The organism is Streptomyces sp. NPDC033177 (assembly GCF_055577715.1).
Map to the genome: position 1 here is coordinate 681,405 of NZ_JBVIPS010000002.1, position 18,050 is coordinate 699,454.

The window sequence follows — 18,050 nt, forward strand, 5'->3', positions numbered from 1 at the left end:
CCCCTCCCTGACACGCACGCGCGTCTCCCGAACGCCACGCGCGTGTGCTCTTTCATCAACCGCATGAGTTTTACAAATACATCTCGGTGTTCCAACAGAGAGGTGCCCCCGGCATGGCCAGATCACCATGCCGGGGGCACCCGGTCATATGTACGGACTACGAAGGAGGGGATCAGCCCTCGTCGGCCGCGGAGGCCTTGACGCCGGACGGCGCCTGCTCCGCCGCGGCGGTCTTCTTCGTGGTCTTCGACGCCTTCTTGGCCGTCGTCTTCTTCGCGGCCGTCTTCTTGGCCGTCGTCTTCTTGGCGGCGGCCTTCTTCGCGGGCGCCTTCTTGGCGGCGGTCTTACGCGCCGTCTTCTTGGCCGGAGCGGCTTCCTCGGCCTCGGCCTCGGGCTGCTCCGCTGCCTGCTCGGTGGCCTTCTCCGGGGCCTGTGCGGCCTTCTCGGCCGACGGGACGACCAGGACGGCCGCCTCCGCGGACGCGGTCGGCGCGGTGGCCTTACGGACCGCACGGCGGCGCGGACGGGCCGGAGCGGCGTCGGCCGGGGCCGTGTCGGAGGAGGACGCCGGCTCGGCCACGACGGGCTCGGCCACGGGCTCCGCCTTCGGCACCTCGGCGACGATCACCTCGGCGGACCGGGGCTCGGCGCTCTCGGCGCTCTTCGGCGAACCGGCGGGCGAGGTCGCCTTACGGGTCGCACGACGGCGCGTACGCCCCTTGGGGGCCGCGTCGTCCACGGGCGCCTCGGGGGCCACCTCGACCACCGGGTCCTCCGCGGCGGCCGGAGTCTCGACCACGGGGGCCTCGACGACCGGAGCCTCGTCCTCGGCCGTGGCGGCCTTCCGGGACCTGGACCGCTTCTCCGCCTTCGGCGCGCTCTCCGTCTTCGGGGCGCCGGCCGGAGCCGAGGCCCGACGGGTCGCCCTGCGGCGCGAACGGCCACCGCGGGACGCCGCGGCCTCCGCCTCGGACGCGCTGCTGTAGAGCTCCTCGTCCGGCACGAACTCCGGCTCGGGAAGCGCCACGGGAGCGGCGGCCTCGGCGGCGACCTCTGCCTCGGACTCGGTCTCGTCCGTGACGTCGTGGACCTCGTGGTCGTGCTCGTGCGTGTGGTCCTGACCCTGTTCGGAGCCACCGCGGCCGCGCTTCTTGCGCTTGCCGCCGCCACCGGCGGAGGTCGGCTGCTCCATGTGCACGATCACGCCGCGGCCGTTGCAGTGGACGCAGGTCTCGGAGAAGGACTCCAAGAGGCCCTGGCCGACCCGCTTACGGGTCATCTGCACGAGGCCCAGCGAGGTGACCTCGGCCACCTGGTGCTTCGTGCGGTCACGGCCCAGACATTCGAGCAGCCGGCGCAGGACCAGGTCGCGGTTGGACTCCAGGACCATGTCGATGAAGTCGATGACGACGATGCCGCCGAGGTCGCGCAACCGGAGCTGGCGCACGATCTCCTCGGCCGCTTCGAGGTTGTTCCTCGTGACGGTCTCTTCGAGGTTGCCGCCCTGACCGGTGAACTTCCCGGTGTTGACGTCGACGACGATCATCGCCTCGGTCTTGTCGATCACCAGCGAGCCACCGCTGGGCAGCCAGACCTTGCGGTCGAGCGCCTTCATCAGCTGCTCGTCGATGCGGTACGTCGCGAAGACGTCGACCTCGGAGGTCCAGCGCTGCAGGCGGTCGGCCAGGTCGGGGGCGACATGGGAGACGTATCCGTGGATGGTCTCCCAGGCGTCGTCACCGCTGACGATGACCTTCGAGAAGTCCTCGTTGAAGATGTCGCGGACGACACGGACAGTCATGTCCGGCTCGCCGTACAGCAGGCCGGGCGCGCTCGTCGAGGCCGCCTTCGACTTCTTCTGGATGTCCTCCCACTGCTGCTGCAGACGCTCGACGTCACGGCGCAGCTCGTCCTCGCTCGCGCCCTCGGCTGCGGTGCGCACGATGACGCCCGCGTCCTCGGGGACGATCTTCTTGAGGATGGTCTTCAGACGCGCGCGCTCGGTGTCGGGCAGCTTGCGGCTGATGCCGGTCATCGAGCCCTCGGGCACGTAGACCAGGTAGCGGCCGGGCAACGAGACCTGGCTGGTCAGGCGGGCGCCCTTGTGGCCGATCGGGTCCTTCGTGACCTGCACGAGGACCGACTGCCCAGACTTCAGGGCGGACTCGATGCGACGGGGGCCGTTGGCCATCCCGAGCGCCTCGAAGTTGACCTCACCGGCGTACAGGACCGCGTTGCGGCCCTTGCCGATGTCGATGAAGGCGGCCTCCATGGACGGCAGCACGTTCTGGACCTTGCCCAGGTAGACGTTGCCGACGTACGAGGTGGCCTGCTCCTTGTTGACGTAGTGCTCGACGAGCACGTTGTCCTCGAGGACGCCGATCTGGGTGCGCTCGCCGTTCTGGCGGACGACCATCACACGCTCGACGGCCTCGCGGCGCGCCAGGAACTCGGCCTCGGTGATGATCGGGACGCGGCGGCGGCCCTGCTCACGGCCTTCGCGGCGGCGCTGCTTCTTGGCCTCGAGGCGGGTCGAGCCCTTGATGGACGTGACCTCGTCGACGCCGGTGCCCAGCTCGCGCTCTTCCTTCTTGCGCGGCTCGCGGACCTTGACGACCGTACGCTCCGGGTCGCCGTCCGACGTGCTCTCGGCCTCACCGGAGTCACCGGCACGGCGACGGCGGCGACGACGGCGGCGGCTGCTGCTCGAGCCGGAGCCCGAGCCGTTGTCGTCAGCGTCCTCGTCTGAGTCCTCGGCGGCCGGCTCGGCGTCCTGCTCGGCGGTGTCCGTGTCGGAGTCCGCTTCGGCGTCCGCGTCCTGCTGGTCGCCGGAGTCGTCGGCGGACTCACCGCGGCGGCGGCGACGGCCACCACGACGACGACGGCGGCCGTGCCGCTCACCGGAGTCGTCGGACTCGTCGTTGTCGTTGTCCTCGGCGACGTCCTCGGCCTCTTCGGCCTCGGGGACCTCGGCCTCGGCGGGCTGCGGAGCGGCCTTGGCGGGCTCGCGCTCGGCGGCGGGCTGCTCGTCGGAGGCCCGGCCGCGGCGACGGCGACGGCGCGGACCCGTCTCCTCCTCCGCCACGGGGGCGGCGGCCACGGGCTCGGCCTCGACCTCTTCGGCGGGCTCGTCGGCCGCTTCGGCGGCGGCAGCGGCAGCGGCGCTCTCGGGGGTCTGGAACATCGGCGCGGCGAACACCGGCGCCTGGAAGACGGCGACGGCGGGGCGCGGCTTCCTTCCGGAGCCCTCCTCGCTGTCACCGGCACGCGCCTTGCGGGCACGGGCAGGGGCGGGCGCCGAGAATCCGGCGGCCGCCTTGCGGGTGGCGCGGCGGGGACGGCGGCCACTGGGCGCGTCCTCTTCGGCGGCTTCCGGCTCGGGGGCCTGCTTGACCTCGGCGGGCGCGGCGTCGGCCTTCGGCTCGGCGGCGGGGGCCTTCTCGGCGGCCTGCGTCTCTACGGCGGCGGGCGCGGACGAACCGCGGGTCGCGCGGCGGCGGGCACGGCGCGGGGCGGCGTCGCCGGACTCCGGCTGCGCCTCGGGCGCGGCCTCGGCGGCGGGCTCCTCGGCCACGGGCTCGGCGGCCGCCGGCGTCTGAGCGGCGGCCTCGGCACCCTGCGGCGCGCCGGCCGGAGCCGAGGCACGGCGGGTGGCACGGCGACGGCGCGGGGCAGGAGCGGTCTCTTCAGGCTCGGCCTCGGCCACGGCAGCGGCGGGCTCGGCAGCCTCGGCCGGCGTCTCGGCACCCTGCGGCGCACCGGCGGGAGCCGAGGCACGGCGGGTGGCACGACGGCGACGCGGGGCGGGAGCGGCTTCCTCGGCCGCTGCGGGCTCCGGAGTCACGGCCTTGGCGGGCTCTTCGGCAGCGGGGGTGGCCGGTATGGCCGGAGCAGCTGCTTCGGTGGCGCCCACGGGCGGACCCGCGGGCCGCGACGCCGCACGGCGCCTACGGCGCGGCGGCAGGGTGTCGCTGGGCGTGTTGTTGTCCGAGCCCTCAGTGGGTTCGTTCGGCTCATGCATGCGGGCGGTTCTCCCGTCACGCTCCCGGGCGCCGCGCCTGGTCCGGTGATGTCCGCGGCCCTCGCTCGACTACGCGGGGCCGCCATCCGGGGGCGTGGGCGCCGCACGGGAGCTCTATGTGTCTGTCTCGCCGGTTCCGTACGCCCAAATGCGAACGGCCTGGCGAAAGTCTCGGTCAGTGCGCTGCCCGACCCAGGTGGCTCCCGAGTACAAGGGCGGCGCTTCGACATCCGTCCCTACGCGGGACCTTCCTGCGCCGGCGCCTTCGCGGTGGCTGCGGCGGCCCCGTGGTTCTGAAGTGGGGTCGTGGCTGCCTCGCGGTCGGGCGCGAGCGGGTCGGTCACCGTGCCGGTCTCGTCGTCAAGAAGCCCCTGCGCCAGCCTGGTCACCGCTGCGGGGACCGGCGGCGCCAGGTCGGCCACAGCTCGGAGACCGGACAGGACGTCGTCGGGTCGTACGGCAGGTGTCACGTGCCGAACAACCAGCCGCAGTATCGCACAGGGCTGGTCGGTCGGCCTATCAGCGTCGTGGCTGAGTGCCTCGTCAGAGGCCAGGGCCTCAAGGCTCACGACGGCCTCGCGGGCGTCGAAGGTCCGCATGCCGTTCTTCGTGCGGCGCTGGACCTCGACGACCTCCGCGGCCCGGAAGGCCTCGGCGGCACGCTGCGCGTCCGCGGGCTCGACGCCGTTCAGGCGCAGCTCCCAGATGGACGCGGTGAGCCGGTCGGCGAGTCCCGAGGTGTGGGACACGACGGCGTCGATGATGTCGAGGCCGGTGGGCATCGACTCGTCGAGCAGCTCGCGCAGCTTGTCGGGGTCACGCGGCTCGGTGAGCGCGATCTCCAGGTACTCGGCCTCACTGCCCGTGCCGGTGGGTGCGGCATTGGCGTACGACACCTTCGGGTGCGGTGTGAACCCCGCCGAGTACGCCATGGGCACCTCGGCGCGGCGCAGCGCCCGCTCGAAGGCGCGCTGGAAGTCACGGTGGCTGGTGAACCGGAGGCGGCCGCGCTTGGTGTAGCGCAGTCGGATGCGCTGCACCGCGGGAGCGGGCGGCGGGCCTTCGGGCTGTCGCTTGCCCAGTGTTCTAGTCCTTCGTGAGTGCGGTCGTACTGCTACCTAGAGTACGTGCCGCGGCCGCGTCCGGTTCCCGCCGGGCCACCGGCACCGGTGTGGGTTCCGTCGCGGCCGCCCCCACCGGTACCTGTGGCTTCGGTGCCCCGAACAGCATGCGGCGCACGTCGGCACGGGCGTCCCGCACGCTCTGCCGGGCGGCTGCCAGGGCCTGCCGGGTGGCACGGCCCGCGTCTTTCACCGCCTTGGCCACGGGCCGCCAGACACCGTCACGTACCGCGTGCCCCACCGGAGTGAGGATCACCCGGTACGCCCAGCGCACCGGGTCGACGAAGAGCCACCGCAGGAGCCTGCCGAGGAAGCGGCCCACGGCGAGCGAGACATACCCGGCGATACGCCAGGCGTGTCCGAACGCGGCGCCGACCTCACGCCCGACGACAGCGATGCCCCGCCCGATGGGGGCGAGCACCCAGCGCCACAGGGCGACGGCGGGCACGACGAAGATCCAGCGCCCCAGGGCGCCGAGCACCGCCCCGATCCCCCGGACCGTCCAGGCGATGCCCGCCCCAATTGCAGTGGCCAGCCAGGCGATCGCGTGCCCGACGGGGGTGAGGACAGTGACGTACAGCCACACGGCGGGGATCACGACCAGCACCCGCCCGAGCCACGCGAGACCCTTGCCGACCGGCACGACCACATACCGCCACAGCCCCACCCACGGCCACACGAACACGGCCTTGAGCAGCCACATCACACCGGCGCCGACGCCACGCCCGGCCACCGCCGCTCCCGCGGCGACGACCCGCGCGAGCCAGGCGATCGCGTGCCCGACCGGGGTGAGCACGGCGACGTACAGCCACACGGCGGGGATCACGAGCAACACCCGCCCCAGCCACGCGAGACCCTTGCCGACCGGCACGACCACATACCGCCACAGCCCCACCCACGGCCACACGAACACGGCCTTGAGCAGCCACGTCGTGACGGTGGTGACGCCGAGCGCGACCGGCCTGATGACGTACTCGTACAGCCAGCTCAGCGGCGTCACGATCAGCGTCCGCCCCAGCCACGCCACCGCGCGCCCCACGGGTCGCAGGCCTCTGAGGTAGACGAAGCGGCCGCAGACGGCCAGTGCGTCCCACACCAGGCGCACCGGGACGACAAGTACGAGCACGACGATCCGCACCGGGATGCGGATCGCCACGGCCAGACAGCCCTCGGCCTGCGGTGGCGCCTGCGGTGGCGCTTGCGGTGCGGGCAGCGGGGGCCGCTTTTCCAGGTCCATGCCGTCCTAGACGCGTCAGTGGCGGGATGTGGTTCGGTCAGGCGCCGGTCGGGATCCAGTACCGCAGCTTTCCGCCGCGTTCATCCTCGAAGGTGCCGCCCGCGCCCTCGATCACCTTGCGTGAACCGGTGTTGTCGGTGTCGCAGGTGACCAGGACCGATGCGATGTCCAGCGCGCGTGCGTACGGCAGGGCGCCGATCAGCATCGCCGTGGCGTGGCCGCGGCGGCGGGCGGTGGGGCGTACGTCGTAGCCGATGTGGCCGCCGTACTCGCGCAGGAAGCGCGTGTTGACGTTGTGCCGGATGGCGAGGCGGCCGAAGTAGTCGGCGCCGTCCGCGTACCAGAGCGTCGTCACGGGGACGGAGAACGGCTCGGCGGGGTGCACGGCGGCACGGACCTCGGCGACGTACCGCTCGAAGACCGCGGGGTCGTGCCATTTGTCGCCGTAGTCACGCAGGGTCTGGCCGAGCGTCGTGTCGTCGTCGTCGCCACCGCGCCCCTCGGCGCGGAACTCCTCCATCGCGGCGACGAAGGAGAGATGCACGAGGCCGGTGGGCGGGACGAGTCGAGGACCCGCTCCGGCCACCGGCCCCGGCTGCGTCATCAACTTCTACTTCACGACCGTCAGCGGAAGGAGCTTCTTGCCGGTCGGGCCGATCTGGATCTCGGTCTGCATCTGCGGGCACACGCCGCAGTCGAAGCACGGGGTCCAGCGGCAGTCCTCGACCTCGGTCTCGTCGAGCGAGTCCTGCCAGTCGTCCCAGAGCCAGTCCTTGTCGAGACCGGAGTCCAGGTGGTCCCAGGGCAGGACCTCCTCGTACGTCCGCTCACGCGTCGTGTACCAGTCGACGTCCACGCCGAAGTCGGGCAGCGTCTTCTCGGCGCAGGCCATCCAGCGGTCGTAGCTGAAGTGCTCGCGCCAGCCGTCGAAGCGGCCGCCGTCCTCGTACACCGCGCGGATGACGGAGCCGATGCGGCGGTCACCGCGCGAGAGCAGGCCCTCGACGATGCCGGGCTTGCCGTCGTGGTAGCGGAAGCCGATCGAGCGGCCGTACTTCTTGTCGCCGCGGATCTTGTCGCGCAGCTTCGTGAGACGGGCGTCCGTCTCCTCGGCCGACAGCTGCGGGGCCCACTGGAAGGGCGTGTGCGGCTTGGGCACGAAGCCGCCGATGGAGACAGTGCAGCGGATGTCGTTGCCCGCGACCTCGCGGCCCTTGGCGATGACGTTCGCCGCCATGTCCGCGATCTGCAGGACGTCCTCGTCGGTCTCGGTGGGCAGGCCGAGCATGAAGTACAGCTTGACCTGGCGCCAGCCGTTGCCGTACGCCGTCGCGACGGTGCGGATCAGGTCCTCTTCGGAGACCATCTTGTTGATGACCTTCCGCATCCGCTCGCTGCCGCCCTCGGGGGCGAAGGTGAGGCCGGAGCGGCGGCCGTTCCTCGTCAGCTCGTTCGCCAGGTCGATGTTGAAGGCGTCGACGCGGGTCGAGGGCAGGGAGAGGCCGATCTTGTCTTCCTCGTACCGGTCCGCGAGGCCCTTGGCGACGTCCGCGATCTCCGTGTGGTCCGCGGAGGACAGGGAGAGCAGCCCGACTTCCTCGAAGCCGGTCGCCTTCAGGCCCTTCTCCACCATGTCGCCGATGCCGGTGATGCTTCGCTCCCGCACGGGGCGCGTGATCATGCCGGCCTGGCAGAAGCGGCACCCGCGGGTGCAGCCGCGGAAGATCTCCACGGACATGCGCTCGTGGACGGTCTCCGCGAGCGGCACGAGGGGCTGCTTGGGGTAGGGCCACTCGTCCAGGTCCATGACGGTGTGCTTGGACACGCGCCACGGGACACCGGACTTGTTCGGTACGACGCGGCCGATGCGCCCGTCCGGGAGGTACTCGACGTCGTAGAACCCGGGGACGTAGACCGAACCGGTGCGCGCGAGCCGGAAGAGGACTTCCTCGCGGCCGCCGGGGCGCCCCTCGGCCTTCCACTCGCGGATGATCGCGGTCATGTCGAGCACGGCCTGCTCGCCGTCGCCGATGACCACGCAGTCGATGAACTGCGCGATCGGCTCGGGGTTGAAGGCCGCGTGGCCTCCGGCGAGGACGATCGGGTCGTCGATTCCGCGGTCCTTGGACTCCAGCGGAATGCCCGCGAGGTCCAGGGCCGTGAGCATGTTCGTGTAGCCCAGCTCCGTGGAGAAGCTGAGCCCGAACACGTCGAAGGCGCCGACGGGGCGGTGGCTGTCCACGGTGAACTGCGGGACCTTGTGCTCCCGCATCAGCTCTTCGAGGTCCGGCCAGACGCTGTACGTGCGCTCGGCGAGGACGCCCTCGCGCTCGTTCAGTACCTCGTAGAGGATCATGACGCCCTGGTTGGGCAGCCCCACCTCGTAGGCGTCCGGGTACATGAGCGCCCAGCGGACGTCACATTCGTCCCAGTCCTTGACGGTGGAGTTGAGCTCTCCGCCGACGTACTGGATGGGCTTCTGGACGTGCGGGAGAAGCGCTTCCAGGCGTGGGAAGACGGACTCGACAGGCATCTCGGCGTCTCTCATGAGCTGGCAGGGGTGACCATCCAGCGTACCCCGCTACTCAGCCACCCAATGACGACCTCACTTTGGGCCGGGACGCCCGGTGCCACACCACGGGCAATTCGTTCTCGCGCTCGGCGGCCCTTGCCTCCTCATGGCCGTACAGAAGTCCCCAGGTGAAGGCGGTCTCGCCCGCCGCGTGGGCCTGGATCGCCAGGTTCCGCAGGGCCTCGCGCGCGACCACGCTGTCCTGGTGATCGCCGAGCACCTTCTGGACGGCCTTCATCCGCTTCGCGAACCGCTTGGCGGGCTTGCCGAGCGCGGGCTTCGCCGCCTCGCCCGCGTAACGGGCACGCTTGGCGGCCTTGCGGGCGCCGTGCATCGCCACGTCACGCTCCTCCCCCGGCGCGAGCGCGAGGGCGTGTTCGATGCGGGCCTCCAGGCGGGCGAAGTCCTTCCGGGCGGCCTTGGGCAGCGCCTTGCCGGGGGATGCGGTGGCGGCCTTGCGCAGCGGCGGGTCGGCGAGCAGGGCGTCCACGGAGTCGAGGAGCCGCACGTACCGGCGGCTCTCGAGCGCGGCGACGGTCCTGCTCCGGGCGTCGGCGGAGCCCGCGACGTTCCAGATGCTCAGACGGGCCCGCACGGGACCCAGGAGCAGGGTCCCCGGCACGGCGTCGATGCGGCCGCTGAGCCGCTCGGCCAGGACCTCCTGGTCGCGGTCGACGCCGAGCTCTCCCGCGAGCCACTTCAGTTCGTCGCCGACCGGGTCGGTGACGGAGCGGTCGAGGAGCTTCCGGTACGAGCGGAACGCGCTGCGCATCCGCCGCGTGGCGACCCGCATCTGGTGCACGGAATCCGGCTGGCCGCGGCGGACGTCGGGGTCGAGGGCGACGAGGGCGTCGCGCTGGGTGCGGATGTAGGCGAGGACGTGGTCGGCAGCGGTGACGGGGTCAGGTTGCACGGCGGAGTCCTTCGGCTGGATGACGGTGTACCGGTCACCCTTCTGCCCGTTCTTGCCCTCGGCAGGCTTCAGCGTGCCCTCCGCGACCAGTTGCCGGGTCGCGGACAGCGCCGTCCCCGCCTGGGCCTTGGCCAGTTTCGACGTGGCCGCCGACCGCTCGACGCCGAGCTTTTTCAGCTTTTTCTCGATCTTGTCGAGCAGCGCGGGATCCACGCCGTCCGCGAGCTCCACCTCGATCTCGGCCCACTCGGTGGTGCCGCCGCCCTCCGTGAGCCGCTCGGCCCTGACCCGGTCGATGCTCAGCTCGGCGAGGAGCGCGCCCTTGCCGTCGAGCAGATGGCGCAGGTCCCGCGCGGTCAACAGCCGCATGACGGGGACGAGTTCGGCGTCGCGCACCCGGGATCGCACCAGCGCGGAGAGTTCGGGCGGCACCGAGTCCGACAGGGGTGCCTGGAGCTCGTCCCGCGCGCCCTGTACGAGGGACACCGGCAGTTTCAGATGCCAGCCCTCGTCGTCGCCGCCCGTGCGGCGGCGCAGCGTGATCGAGTCCGCGAGCAGAAGTTGGTCGGTCGTGTCGTGATAGACGGCGTCCAGTTCGACGACGCCCTTGTCGACGACCTTCGCCACTGAGGCGACACCGGTCAGGTCGGGCAGCTCCGCGGCCGCTTCGACGTCGTACTTCCGCTCGATCTCCCGCTTTGTCTCCGCCATGAACCGAATCTAGACGGGATCCGGGGCGCTGGGCAGTCCCCCAGACGCCCCGGGGCCGAGCTAGGCCGACATCGGCCGCTGCACCTTGATGGACTGGAGCAGCCCGACGGCCACCCAGACCGCGAACATCGATGACCCTCCGTACGAGACGAAGGGCAGTGGCAGACCTGCCACCGGCATGATGCCGAGCGTCATCCCGATGTTCTCGAAGGACTGGAAGGCGAACCAGGCGATGATCCCGGCGGCGACGATCGTGCCGTACAGCTCGGTCGTCTCGCGCGCGATGCGGCAGGCGCGCCAGAGGAAGATGCCGAGCAGGACGAGGATGAGTCCCGCGCCCGCGAAGCCGAGTTCCTCGCCCGCGACGGTGAACACGAAGTCCGTCTGCTGCTCGGGCACGAACTGTCCGGTGGTCTGCGAGCCCTTGAAGAGGCCGGTGCCCGTCAGGCCGCCGGAGCCGATCGCGATGCGCGCCTGGTTGGTGTTGTAGCCGACGCCGGCCGGGTCGAGCGCGGGGTTGGCGAAGGCCGCGAAGCGGGCGATCTGGTAGTCGTCCAGGACGCCGAGCTGCCAGACGGCGATCGCGCCGGCGGTGCCCGTGCCGAGGAGTCCGAAGACCCAGCGGTTGGAGGCGCCCGACGCGAGCAGCACGCCGAGCACGATCATCGCCATCACCATGACCGACCCGAGGTCGGGCATGAGGAGCACGATCACTATCGGTACGGCGGCCAGGCCGAGGGCCTGGAGCACCGTGCGGTGGTCGGGGTGGTCCCGGTCGCCCGCGTCCACCCGTGCCGCGAGCAGCATCGCCATGCCCAGGATGATCGTGATCTTCACGAACTCGGAGGGCTGCAGCGAGAAGCCGCCGCCGAGCACGATCCAGGCGTGCGCGCCGTTGATCGTCGCGCCGAGCGGGGTGAGGACGAGCAGGACGAGGAAGACGGAGATGCCGTAGAGGATCGGCACGGCCGTCCGCAGCGTCCGGTGGCCGAGCCACACCGTGCCCGCCATCAGGGCGATGCCGATGCCGGTGTTCAGGACGTGCTTGAACAGGAAGGAGTACGGGTCGTCGCCGACCAGTTCGGTGCGGTTGCGCGTCGCCGAGTAGACAAGCGCGGAGCCGATCGCGGAGAGCGCGATCGCGCAGAGCAGTATCGGCCAGTCCAGCCTGCGCACCAGCGAGTCGCGGGCGAGCAGGCGGGACGTCATCGAGGAGCGCTCGGGCCCGTAGCCGGAGACGGAGAAGCCATTGTTGCCGGCCACTAGTCGCGCCTCCCGTTCGCGGGCGCGCCCGCCAGTTCCTGCGGCGCCTCGGACGGCTTGGGTGCCTCGGGCTTGTACGGCTTGATCTTCGGGGACTTGATCGAACCGTCGGTCTCGATCTTCGGCAGGTCCTTCTGCGGCTCGGGGAGCAGGGCCTTCTTGAGGTCCTGCTTGCCGTCCTCGTTGAGGCCGTAGATGCCGTCGTAGATCTTGCGGACGGCGGGGCCCGAAGCACCGGAACCCGTACCACCCTGGGAGATCGTCATCACGATCGAGTAGTCCTTGGTGTACGTCGCGAACCACGAGGTGGTCTGCTTGCCGTGGACCTCGGCCGTGCCCGTCTTGGCGTGCATCGGGATCTTGTCCTGCGGCCAGCCGCCGAACCGCCAGGCGGCCGTTCCCTTGGTGGCGACGTCGGCGAGTGCACCGTCTATGTCGTCGCGGGTCTTCTTGTCCATGGGCAGCTTGCCGTGCGACTTCGGCTTGATCTCCTGGACCTGCTTGCCGTCGGCGCTGACGATCGCCTTGCCGACCGTGGGGTCGTACAGGGTGCCGCCGTTGGCGATGGCGGAGTAGATCGTGGCCATCTGTATCGGCGTGACGAGGGTGTCGCCCTGTCCGATGGAGTAGTTGACGGAGTCACCGGCGCGCATCTTCATGCCTTCGAGGCAGTTCTCGTACGCGATCTTCTCGACGTAGTCACCGCCCTTCTTGCCCTGCTTGCACCAGCCGTCCTTGTTGGCCTTCCAGTAGTCCTTCTTCCACTGGCGGTCCGGGACGCGGCCGGTGACCTCGTTCGGCAGGTCGATGCCGGTCTCCTTGCCGAGGCCGAACTGGTGGGCGGTCTTGTAGAACCAGTCCTTGGCGTCCTTCTTCGGCTTGTTGCCGCCGTCCTTGGCCCACTGGTCGTGCGAGAGCTTGTAGAAGACGGTGTCGCAGGAGACCTCGAGGGCCTGGCCGAGGCTGATGCTGCCGTGGCCCTGGGACTCGAAGTTCTTGAAGACCTGGCCGCCGATGGAGTACGAGCTCGGGCAGGGGTAGCTGCCGTTGAAGTCGTAGCCCGCGTTGACCGCGGCCGTCGTCGGGATGACCTTGAAGATCGAGCCGGGGGCCGCCTGGCCCTGGATGGCGCGGTTCAGGAGCGGGTAGTTGGACTGCTTGCCGGTGAGCCGCGTGTAGTCCTTGCCGGAGATGCCGCCGACCCAGGCGTTCGGGTCGTAGGTCGGGTTGGACGCCATGGAGACGATGCGTCCGGTCTTGTTCTCCATGACGACGACGGCGCCCGCGTCCGCCTTGTAGTTTTCGTTGGTGTTCTTGTCGAACTCCTGGCGGGCCTTCTTCATCGCGTCGTTCAGCCAGTACTCGGACAGCGCCTGTACGCGTGCGTCGATGCTGGTGACGACGTTCGCGCCGGGCTGGGCCGGGTCGTCCTTGGCCTTGCCGATGACGCGGCCGAGGTTGTCGACCTCGTAACGGGTGACGCCTGCCTTGCCGCGCAACTGCGCGTCGTACGTGCGCTCGAGGCCGGAGCGGCCGACCTGGTCGGAGCGCAGGAACGGCGAGTTGGTGTGCTCCGCCTTGGTGATCTCTTCGTCGGTGACGGGCGAGAGGTAGCCGAGCACCTGGGCGGTGTTGGACTTGCCGGGCGCGGCATAGCGGCGGACGGCGGTGGGCTCGGCGGTGATCCCGGGGAAGTCCTCGGCGCGCTCGCGGATCTGGAGGGCCTGCTTGGGTGAGGCCTCGTCCGTGATCGGGATCGGCTGGTAGGGCGAGCCGTTCCAGCAGGGCTGCGGCGTCTTGGAGTCGCAGAGGCGGACCTTGTCGGAGACTTCCTTCGTGGTCATGCCGAGGACGTCGGCGAGCTTGGCGAGGGCCGCCTTGCCGTCGTCCTTCATCTTCATCAGGTCCGTGCGGGACGCGGAGACGACCAGGCGGGTCTCGTTGTCGGCGATCGGCACGCCGCGGGCGTCGAGGATCGAGCCGCGTACGGCGGGGTCGACGACCTGCTGGACGTGGTTGCCGGAGGCTTCCTCGGCGTACTCCTCGCCGTTGCGGACCTGGAGGTACCAGAGGCGGCCGCCGAGGGTGAGGAGGAGGGAGAGCACGAGGATCTGGATGACGATGAGACGGATCTGGACTCTTGGGGTCCGTCCGGTCTCGGGAATGTTGGTCACAGGCGCTTGACCCCCTTGATGCGTCCGGCGCGCGCGACGCGGGCCTTGGCCGCCTTCATCCGCAGGCCGCCGCGCTGGTTGCCGATGCGCAGGCCCGTGCCGGAGGAGAGCCAGCCGGACGCGACGTCCGTGGCGGCCTTGTTGGCCGGGGAGGTCTCCCCCAGTGGGTCGTTCTCGGCTCTGCGGGCGAGCGCGATGATGAGCGGCACCGTGAACGGCGCGAGGAGCAGGTCGTACAGGGCGGCCGTGAAGAGGAGCCCGCCCAGGCCCACGTGGCGGGCGGCGGTGTCCCCCACGAGGGCGCCCACGCCCGCGTAGAGCAGGGTCGAGCCGATGGCGGCGCTGACGACCACGACGAGCGGCCCGGTGGCCGACCTGAGCCGCCCGGTCTCCGGCTTGGCCAGGCCCGCCAGGTAGCCGACGACGCACAGGACCAGGGCGTACCGCCCGGCGGCGTGATCGGCCGGCGGGGCCAGGTCCGCGAGGAGTCCGGCGCCGAAGCCGACGAAGGCGCCGCCCACATGGCCGTAGACCAGGGCGAGGCCGAGCACCGTGAGCAGCACGAGGTCCGGGACAGCGCCCGGCAGCTGCAGCCGGGCCAGGACGCTGACCTGGATGACCAGGGCGACGACGACCAGGGTGGTGGAGAGCAGGATTCGGTTGAAGCGCATGGTTCCGGTGCTCCTACTGCTCGTTGCCGTTGTCGACGCCGTCGGCCGGGGCCTGTCCTGACGGGGTGGCCGTCACGGTCACCGTCGGGGTCGGCTTCGGCTTGGCGGGCTTCTTCGGCAGGACCGTGTCGCGCGGGTCCTCGCGGGGCGCTTCGACGACGACTCCGACGATGTCCAGCTTGGTGAAGCCGACGTACGGCTTGATGTAGATGTTGCGCGTCAGGTCGCCGCCCGACGGGTCGACGCGGACGACCTCGCCGACCGGCACGCCGGGCACGAACGGCTTGTCCTTCTGCGATCCGAAGGTGACCAGGCGGTCGCCCTTCTTGATCTCGGCCTTGCCGTTGAGCATCTGCACCGAGAGCGGGCGGTCGCCCTGTCCGGTGGCGAAGCCGAGCTCGTCGGTCTTCTCCATGCGGGTGCCGACGGTGAAGTCGGGGTCGTTGGCGAGCAGGACGGTCGCGGTCCCGGGGCCGACCGTGGTGACGCGGCCGACCAGGCCGTCGCCGTTCAGGACGGTCATGTCGCGCTTGATTCCGTCGTTGGCGCCCGCGTCGATGGTGACGGTCCAGGAGAAGCCCTGGGCCGCTCCTATGCCGATGACTTCGGCGCCCTTGATGCCGTACTGACCGGCACCGGCGCTCTTGAGCATGCTGTCCAGCTGTCTGACCCGACTGCGGTTGCGGTCGTCGCTGCCGAGCTTCGCCTTCAACGCGGCGTTCTGCCGCGTGAGTTCGGCGATCCGGTCATGCCGGTCGCCGGAGTCCCGTACCGCGCCGATGGCGTTGCCGATCGGGTCGACGGCGGACGACACGCCGTTCTCGACCGGGCCGAAGACCGTGGCGGCGGCCTGGCGGGCACCGTCGACCGGCGAGTCCTCGCCACCACGGATGTCCACCGTGATCAAAGCGAACGCGATGGCGATCAGCAGCACCAGGAGCAGCCGGCTCTCTCGTGTGTCCCTCACGTGCGGCGGCCGTGCCTTCCTCAGTTGGAAATCTTTGGAATCCGCGGCATCCGGGGCGCCGCGGAATTGTTGTGCCGTGCCTTCTGAGCCCTCTATATCAACGATCCGCCGCACGAGGTGACAGGCACTCGTACGGCGGACACCCTTTCAGCGGGTTCGCGCCACCCTCAGCGGCGCGGCGATGCGTCAAGGACCTGCTGAAGCGCCTCGAACTCCTCGACGCACTTGCCGGAGCCGAGCGCCACGCTGTCCAGCGGGTCCTCGGCGATGTGGATCGGCATGCCCGTCTCGCGGCGCAGACGCTCGTCGAGGCCGCGCAGCAGGGCGCCGCCTCCGGTGAGAACGATGCCGCGGTCCATCACGTCACCGGAGAGTTCCGGCGGGCACTTGTCGAGGGTCGTCTTGACCGCGTCCACGATCGCGTTGACCGGCTCCTCGATGGCCTTGCGGACCTCGGCGGCCGAGATGACGACGGTCTTGGGCAGCCCGGAGACCAGGTCCCTGCCGCGGATCTCGGTGTGCTCGTCGGCGTCCATGTCGTACGCCGAGCCGATGGTGATCTTGATCTGCTCGGCGGTGCGCTCACCGAGGAGGAGGGAGTACTCCTTCTTGATGTGCTGGATGATCGCGTTGTCCAGCTCGTCGCCCGCGACGCGGATCGACTGTGCCGTGACGATTCCGCCGAGCGAGATGACGGCGACCTCGGTGGTGCCGCCGCCGATGTCGACCACCATGTTGCCCGTGGCCTCGTGGACCGGCAGGCCGGAACCGATGGCCGCGGCCATGGGCTCCTCGATGATGTGCACCTGGCGGGCGCCGGCCTGCGAGGAGGCCTCGATGACGGCGCGGCGCTCGACTCCGGTGATGCCGGAGGGCACACAGACGACGACACGCGGGCGGGCGAGGTACCGCCGCTTGTGGATCTTGAGGATGAAGTAGCGGAGCATCCGCTCGGTGATCTCGAAGTCGGCGATGACGCCGTCCTTCAGCGGTCGCACGGCAACGATGTTGCCCGGCGTGCGACCGATCATCTTCTTGGCTTCGGCGCCGACAGCGAGGATGCCACCGGTGTTGGTGTTGATCGCGACCACGGACGGTTCGTTGAGAACGATCCCGCGACCCCTGACGTACACCAGCGTGTTGGCGGTCCCGAGGTCGACAGCCATGTCACGGCCGATGAACGACATGTTGTTCCCCATGAGGATGCGTCTGGCCTTCCCTGGAGCTTCTGATGGCTTTTTAGGTAGGCGAGGTGGGTGCTGTGTGGCGTGGAGGCTTCCATCGTAGTCTCGCCTGCACGATCACGGCGCTAGGGTCTTCGCCATTGTCAGCAGATGATGCGCCGCCTCGCTCTTGGAGACGTGCCATCGGAGGCACGGGTTCCCCCAATTGGGGCGCATATGCCAAGGGGCGGCCGGTTTTCTCGGCCACCCCTGGTCAGGGCGGCGCCCTGCTGACTGGGCGTCAGAAGTCTTTACGGAACTCTTTACCTGTGTCCCTCAGGTGTCCGTCAGGCGAGACGCGCCCGGCGTCAGGCGACACCCGGGAAGAAGATCTTCAGCTCGCGCTCGGCGGACTCCTCGGAGTCCGAGGCGTGGATCAGGTTCTCCCGGACGATGCTGCCGAAGTCACCCCGGATGGAGCCGGGCGCGGCGGCGATCGGGTCGGTCGGACCCGCGAGGGCGCGCACGCCCTCGATGACACGCTCACCCTCGACGACGAGCGCGACGACCGGACCGGAGGACATGAAGTCGACCAGCGGCTCGTAGAAGGGCTTGCCCTTGTGCTCGCCGTAGTGCTGCTCCAGCGTCTCCTGGTCGAGCGAGCGCAGTTCGAGGGCGGAGATCGTCCAGCCCGCCTTGCGCTCGATGCGGCCGATGATCTCGCCGATCAGGCCACGACGGACGGTGTCGGGCTTGAGCAGGACGAGAGTGCGCTGGGTCATGTGCGGCTCCAAGCATTTTTTCTACGAGCGTGTGGGTTGCCCGGCAGAATACCGGCACCCACTACACCGCGTTACCTCCGGCCCCACCCCCGGGGGCCCGCACCGTCAGGCCTCTGCCTCGGCCTGTGCCGCGAACCTGGCCTTCGCCTCGTCGATCTTCTGGCCGAAGTGGATCGAGGCCCACCACAGCGCGGCGAACACCGCCCCCATGAAGAACATGATCGGCACGACGAAGCCGCTCGCGATGAGCGCGATCTGCAGCGCCCAGCCGAGCTGCACCCCGCCGGGCCGGGTGATCACTCCGCACAGCAGGACGCAGAACAGCATCGCGATGCCGCAGACCGTCCAGACCGTGCCCATCGAGAGGTCCGGGTCCTTCATGGCGACCAGACCGGCGAAACCGATGACGAAGAACTCGCCGATCAGCGTCGAAGCACAGAGCGTACGCACAGGAG

The 18,050-nt window shown here is 70.2% G+C and carries 13 protein-coding genes; all 13 read right to left on the reverse strand.

Annotation, left to right across the window (positions count from 1 at the left end):
- Positions 1–172 precede the first annotated feature (172 nt).
- The 13 genes from ACZ5U5_RS09125 to ACZ5U5_RS09185 all read right to left on the reverse strand — a co-directional run bounded on the left by ACZ5U5_RS09125 (position 173) and on the right by ACZ5U5_RS09185 (position 18,045).
- Positions 173–4,021 carry an Rne/Rng family ribonuclease gene (locus tag ACZ5U5_RS09125; RefSeq protein ID WP_469018365.1) on the reverse strand — a complete coding sequence of 1,283 codons (3,849 nt, stop codon included), beginning with the start codon at positions 4,019–4,021 and terminating at the stop codon, positions 173–175.
- A 236-nt stretch (positions 4,022–4,257) separates the two neighbouring features.
- On the reverse strand, positions 4,258–5,061 hold the full coding sequence (locus tag ACZ5U5_RS09130) for a TIGR03936 family radical SAM-associated protein (RefSeq protein ID WP_469018368.1): 804 nt from the start codon (positions 5,059–5,061) through the stop codon (positions 4,258–4,260).
- A gap of 46 nt (positions 5,062–5,107) precedes the next feature.
- The gene (locus ACZ5U5_RS09135) at positions 5,108–6,379 is read right to left on the reverse strand and encodes a hypothetical protein (protein ID WP_469018370.1); all 1,272 of its coding nucleotides are present in this window, start codon (positions 6,377–6,379) and stop codon (positions 5,108–5,110) included.
- Between the two features lie 37 nt (positions 6,380–6,416).
- Positions 6,417–6,983 (reverse strand): GNAT family N-acetyltransferase, encoded by a 567-nt coding sequence (locus ACZ5U5_RS09140; protein ID WP_469018372.1) that lies wholly within the window; start codon positions 6,981–6,983, stop codon positions 6,417–6,419.
- Positions 6,984–6,989: 6 nt separating this feature from the next.
- Positions 6,990–8,912 (reverse strand): TIGR03960 family B12-binding radical SAM protein, encoded by a 1,923-nt coding sequence (locus ACZ5U5_RS09145; protein ID WP_469018375.1) that lies wholly within the window; start codon positions 8,910–8,912, stop codon positions 6,990–6,992.
- A gap of 52 nt (positions 8,913–8,964) precedes the next feature.
- Positions 8,965–10,575, reverse strand: a complete 1,611-nt coding sequence (locus ACZ5U5_RS09150; protein WP_469018378.1) for a CYTH and CHAD domain-containing protein — start codon at positions 10,573–10,575, stop codon at positions 8,965–8,967.
- Positions 10,576–10,635: 60 nt separating this feature from the next.
- Entirely contained in the window at positions 10,636–11,838 is a 1,203-nt protein-coding gene (gene rodA, locus ACZ5U5_RS09155) for a rod shape-determining protein RodA (protein WP_469018380.1), read from the reverse strand.
- Positions 11,838–14,012 (reverse strand): penicillin-binding protein 2, encoded by a 2,175-nt coding sequence (gene mrdA / locus ACZ5U5_RS09160; RefSeq protein WP_469018382.1) that lies wholly within the window; start codon positions 14,010–14,012, stop codon positions 11,838–11,840. Before mrdA ends, rodA begins: the two co-directional genes overlap by 1 nt.
- Positions 14,009–14,683 (reverse strand): rod shape-determining protein MreD, encoded by a 675-nt coding sequence (mreD, locus tag ACZ5U5_RS09165; RefSeq protein WP_469018384.1) that lies wholly within the window; start codon positions 14,681–14,683, stop codon positions 14,009–14,011. Before mreD ends, mrdA begins: the two co-directional genes overlap by 4 nt.
- Positions 14,684–14,696: 13 nt before the next feature.
- Positions 14,697–15,650 (reverse strand): rod shape-determining protein MreC, encoded by a 954-nt coding sequence (gene mreC, locus ACZ5U5_RS09170; protein ID WP_469018387.1) that lies wholly within the window; start codon positions 15,648–15,650, stop codon positions 14,697–14,699.
- A 167-nt stretch (positions 15,651–15,817) separates the two neighbouring features.
- A complete protein-coding gene (locus ACZ5U5_RS09175) occupies positions 15,818–16,837 on the reverse strand; it encodes a rod shape-determining protein (RefSeq protein ID WP_160505014.1) in 1,020 nt (339 codons plus the stop codon).
- Positions 16,838–17,181: 344 nt separating this feature from the next.
- A complete protein-coding gene (gene ndk / locus ACZ5U5_RS09180) occupies positions 17,182–17,595 on the reverse strand; it encodes a nucleoside-diphosphate kinase (RefSeq protein WP_363307696.1) in 414 nt (137 codons plus the stop codon).
- 105 nt (positions 17,596–17,700) lie between these two features.
- Positions 17,701–18,045 (reverse strand): DUF4233 domain-containing protein, encoded by a 345-nt coding sequence (locus ACZ5U5_RS09185; RefSeq protein ID WP_469018390.1) that lies wholly within the window; start codon positions 18,043–18,045, stop codon positions 17,701–17,703.
- Between the last annotated feature and the right edge of the window lie 5 nt (positions 18,046–18,050).